The sequence below is a fragment of the Methylobacterium sp. WL103 genome (assembly GCF_008039885.1).
GTDB classification, from domain to species: domain Bacteria; phylum Pseudomonadota; class Alphaproteobacteria; order Rhizobiales; family Beijerinckiaceae; genus Methylobacterium; species Methylobacterium cerastii.
In genome coordinates this window covers 1-3,172 of record NZ_VRUX01000501.1, presented here as the reverse complement: position 1 = coordinate 3,172, position 3,172 = coordinate 1, and the positions used below count along the sequence as shown (strand labels likewise).

At 72.6% G+C, this 3,172-nt stretch carries 3 protein-coding genes and 1 other RNA gene; all 4 read left to right on the top strand.

Translation table 11 applies throughout. From position 1 onward, the window contains the following. Positions 1–322 precede the first annotated feature (322 nt). Complete coding sequence (locus FV222_RS21285; RefSeq protein ID WP_147764272.1) at positions 323–763, top strand: VOC family protein; 441 nt, start codon at positions 323–325, stop codon at positions 761–763. Between the two features lie 133 nt (positions 764–896). Further along, positions 897–1,306, top strand: an RNA gene (gene rnpB, locus FV222_RS21280) — RNase P RNA component class A. A gap of 537 nt (positions 1,307–1,843) precedes the next feature. Further along, positions 1,844–2,890, top strand: a complete 1,047-nt coding sequence (gene rsmH / locus FV222_RS21275; protein WP_147753935.1) for a 16S rRNA (cytosine(1402)-N(4))-methyltransferase RsmH — start codon at positions 1,844–1,846, stop codon at positions 2,888–2,890. After that, positions 2,887–3,172: hypothetical protein (locus FV222_RS21270; protein ID WP_147815583.1), on the top strand; the 286-nt coding region annotated here is incomplete at its 3' end. The genes rsmH and FV222_RS21270, both read left to right, overlap by 4 nt.

Below are 3,172 nucleotides of genomic sequence, written 5' to 3'. Positions count from 1 at the left end.
CACCAGGGGCGCGCCCGCCCGGCCCGCCGGGTTCGGCCGCAGCGCCAGCCGCGCGGTGATCCGCGTGTCGTGCGGGGCGAGCCGCACGTCGAGGTCGACGCGGTCGATCAGGAAGTCGCTCGGCCGGTAGTCTTCGAGGCGGATCTGGACGGGCGTGTCGGTTCGCATCGGGGCATCGCTCGGCTGGCCGGAGGGGACGTCGAAGGGGCGTCGAAGAGGCGTCGAAGGGGATGTTCGCGTTCCGCCGCGGCGCGGCCGAGCCCGTTGACGGGGTCCGGCCCGGGCCCAGATAGGCCGGCATCAGCGGAGCACGAGAACACCCATGGAATACCTGCACACGATGGTGCGCGTCGCCGACCTCGACAAGGCGCTGGCGTTCTACGTCGACACCTTCGGGCTGAAGGAGGTGCGCCGCATCGACAACGAGAAGGGCCGCTTCACCCTGGTCTTCCTCGCCGCCCCCGGCGACGCGGCGCGGGCCGAGACCACCAAGTCGCCCCTCGTGGAGCTGACCTACAACTGGGACCCGGAGACCTATTCCGGCGGGCGCAACTTCGGGCACCTCGCCTACCAGGTCGACGACATCTACGCCTTCTGCACCCGGCTGATGGACAAGGGCGTGACCATCAACCGGCCGCCGCGCGACGGCCACATGGCCTTCGTGAAGTCGCCCGACGGCATCTCGATCGAGATCCTGCAGAAGGGCGGCGCCAAGGAGCCGCAGGAGCCGTGGTCCTCCATGGAGAACACCGGGACCTGGTAACCGGATCGCGGCGGTCCGGGGCAAGCCGCACGGCGTGGGCAGACGAGGATTTCGGTCCTGGGCGGCCTCGACGCCTGAACGCGCGGCCGTCCGCTTGACCCGGGCGGGCGATCCGGCCCACATCCGCGCCGGATCAGTCGGCCGGGCGGCCGCTCCGAGCTTCGGCTTGGGGAGGAAAGTCCGGGCTCCATGGAGAGACGGTGCCGGATAACGTCCGGCGGGGGCGACCCCAGGGACAGTGCCACAGAGAGCAGACCGCCCCGGACCGCGAGGTCGCGGGGTCAGGGTGAAAGGGTGCGGTAAGAGCGCACCGCGGACGCGGCAACGCGGACGGCACGGCAAACCCCACCGGGAGCAAGACCGAATAGGGGCGGCGCGCGTCTCCTCGCAGGAAGAGGCGCAGGCCCTCTCTCCAGGCCAGTCGCCCGGGTTGGTTGCTCGAGGCGGTCGGCAACGATCGTCCCAGAGGAATGGCCGCCACGTCCGGATGCGCCTCGGCGCCTCCGGGCCCTACAGAACCCGGCTTATAGGCCGGCTGATCCGCTTCCTGCCTGTCCGGACGCAGAGCCACGGCACCGGCTAAGCCGTTGACGGAGCGTGCCGATCCGCCGCGCGAAGCACGGTCCTGCGGAATATGTGCCGCCGGTCGGCGCATCGCGGCGAAGCTTTCGCCAGCAGACGCGCGCAGGTCCCGAGGATCGCCGGCGCCCATGCGCCGAACGTCGGCGGGCGGGGCGAAAAATTGACCGTCGGTTAACCTTGCTGAGGTCACATCGGACGTCCGCGATGCGGGTCTTCGCTTGCGTTGACGATCGTCAGAGGCCCATGGTACCCGCCAACATCTCGTCATCGGCGATTTCCGGATCGGCGGACGCCCCCAGCGGCCACGCTCGCCGCGGCCATGCGGGGATCGTCCGCGCGCGGGCCTTCGGCCACCGCACGAGCGGGATCGCCCAAACCGACCGCGCCGCGTCGCCGCGGCCGGGTGCAGGCAGCCATGAGCCGAACCGTTCCCCCCATCCCCGGCGGGCCGCCTCGGCCGCACGCGGCCCGGCGCCTTCGCCCGAACGGGCCGCAGCGATGACGCGCAAACCCATCGAGAAACCGTGCGGCCCGCACGTCCCGGTGCTGCTCGACGAGGTGCTCGCCGCCCTCGACCTTCCCGGTACGACGCTGGCCGTCGACGGCACCTTCGGCGCCGGCGGCTACACCCGCGCGATGCTCGCCGCCGACCCGGACCTCCGCGTGGTCGGCATCGACCGAGACCCCTCGGCCATCGCCGGCGGCGCGGCGCTCGTCGCCGCCTCGAACGGGCGCCTCACGCTGGTTCCGGGCCGATTCGGCGCCCTCGACGCGCACCTGGCGGATCTCGGCGAGGCGCAGGCCGACCGGATCGTGCTCGATATCGGCGTCTCCTCGATGCAGATCGACCAGCCCGAGCGCGGCTTCTCGTTCCGCAACGACGGCCCGCTCGACATGCGGATGGCCGCCACCGGCCTCAGCGCCGCCGACCTCGTCAACGAGGCCGAGGAGGTGGAGCTCGCCGACATCATCTACCATTACGGCGAGGAACGCCGCTCGCGGGCGGTGGCCCGCACCATCATCGAGGCGCGCCGCCGCGGCCGGATCGAGACCACGGCGCAGCTCGCCGACCTCGTCGCCGGGGTCGTGCGGACCGAGCCCGGCAGCGGCATCCACCCGGCGACGCGGACGTTCCAGGGCCTGCGCATCGCGGTCAACGACGAGCTCGGCGAGCTGGTCCAGGCTCTGCACGCCGCCGAGCGGATGCTGCGCCCGGGCGGGCGGCTCGCGGTGGTGACGTTCCATTCGCTCGAGGACCGCATCGTCAAGCAGTTCTTCTCCGCCCGCAGCGGCCGCGCCGTCCAGGCCTCGCGCCACATGCCGAGCGCGCTGCCCGGCGGCGAGCCCACGGCCGCCCGCAGCTTCACGCCGGTGACCAAGGGCCCGGTGCTGCCCTCCGATTCCGAGACGGCGCGCAACCCGCGCTCGCGCTCGGCCAAGCTTCGCGCCGCCGAGCGCACGGACGCACCCGTGCCGGCGCCGCTCGCCGCGATCCAGGCGCTCGCTGCGCTTCCCGAAGCCCCGCGCGGAGGCGCACGCCGGTGATCCGCCTGCTCAACCTGCTGGCCGTCGCCGGCCTCGTCGCCTCGGCGATCTACGCCTACTCGATCAAGTACGACACGCTCTACCAGGGCGGTCAGGTCTCGAAGCTGAAGGCCGGCCTGCATGCCGAGCGTCAGGCCATCGCGGTGCTGCGCGCCGAATGGCAGCTCTTGACCCGGCCGGACCGGCTGCAGGCGGCGGTGGAGAAGCACCTCGCCCTCGAGCCGATCGGCACCGCCCACCTCGGGCGCCTCGCCGACCTGCCGGCGCGGCCCGAGCGCGGCG